Below are 513 nucleotides of genomic sequence, written 5' to 3' on the forward strand. Positions count from 1 at the left end.
CATTATCTTTGTAAATTGCCTTGAGCTGGCTCTGTGCCTGCAACACCAGACAGGCAGAGATTTCACGGCTTCGGATGGTGGCCACCAGCTTTTCCAGCTTCGGAATCTGCCCGATGTTAGCACACTCATCAATCAAACAGCGCACATGAACCGGAAGCCTGCCGCCATACACATCATCGGCCTTTTCACAAAGCAGGTTGAATAACTGGGTGTAGCACATGGAAATGAGAAAGTTAAAACTGTCATCCGTATCACTCATAATGAGGAACAGGGCAGTTTTCCGGTCTCCCAGAGTATCCAGCTCCAGCTCGTCATAAGCTGTGACCTCGCGCAACTCTGCAATGTCAAATACGGCAAGGCGCGCACCACAGGAAATAAGAATCGACTTGGCTGTTTTTCCGGCGGCCAGCTTATATTTCTTATACTGACGCACCGCAAAGTGGTTTGGCTTCTCGGCTTCCAGTGCATCAAACATCAGGTCTACGGGATTTTTGAACTCCTCGTCATCCTCCC

1 protein-coding gene is annotated in these 513 nt (G+C 49.7%); it reads right to left on the bottom strand.

The features are described from left to right. On the bottom strand, positions 1-513 hold a 513-nt coding region (locus NE664_13245; protein ID MCQ4727597.1), incomplete at both ends, for a type IV secretory system conjugative DNA transfer family protein.

Source organism: Anaerotignum faecicola, assembly GCA_024460105.1.
In the GTDB taxonomy this organism is placed as follows: domain Bacteria; phylum Bacillota; class Clostridia; order Lachnospirales; family Anaerotignaceae; genus JANFXS01.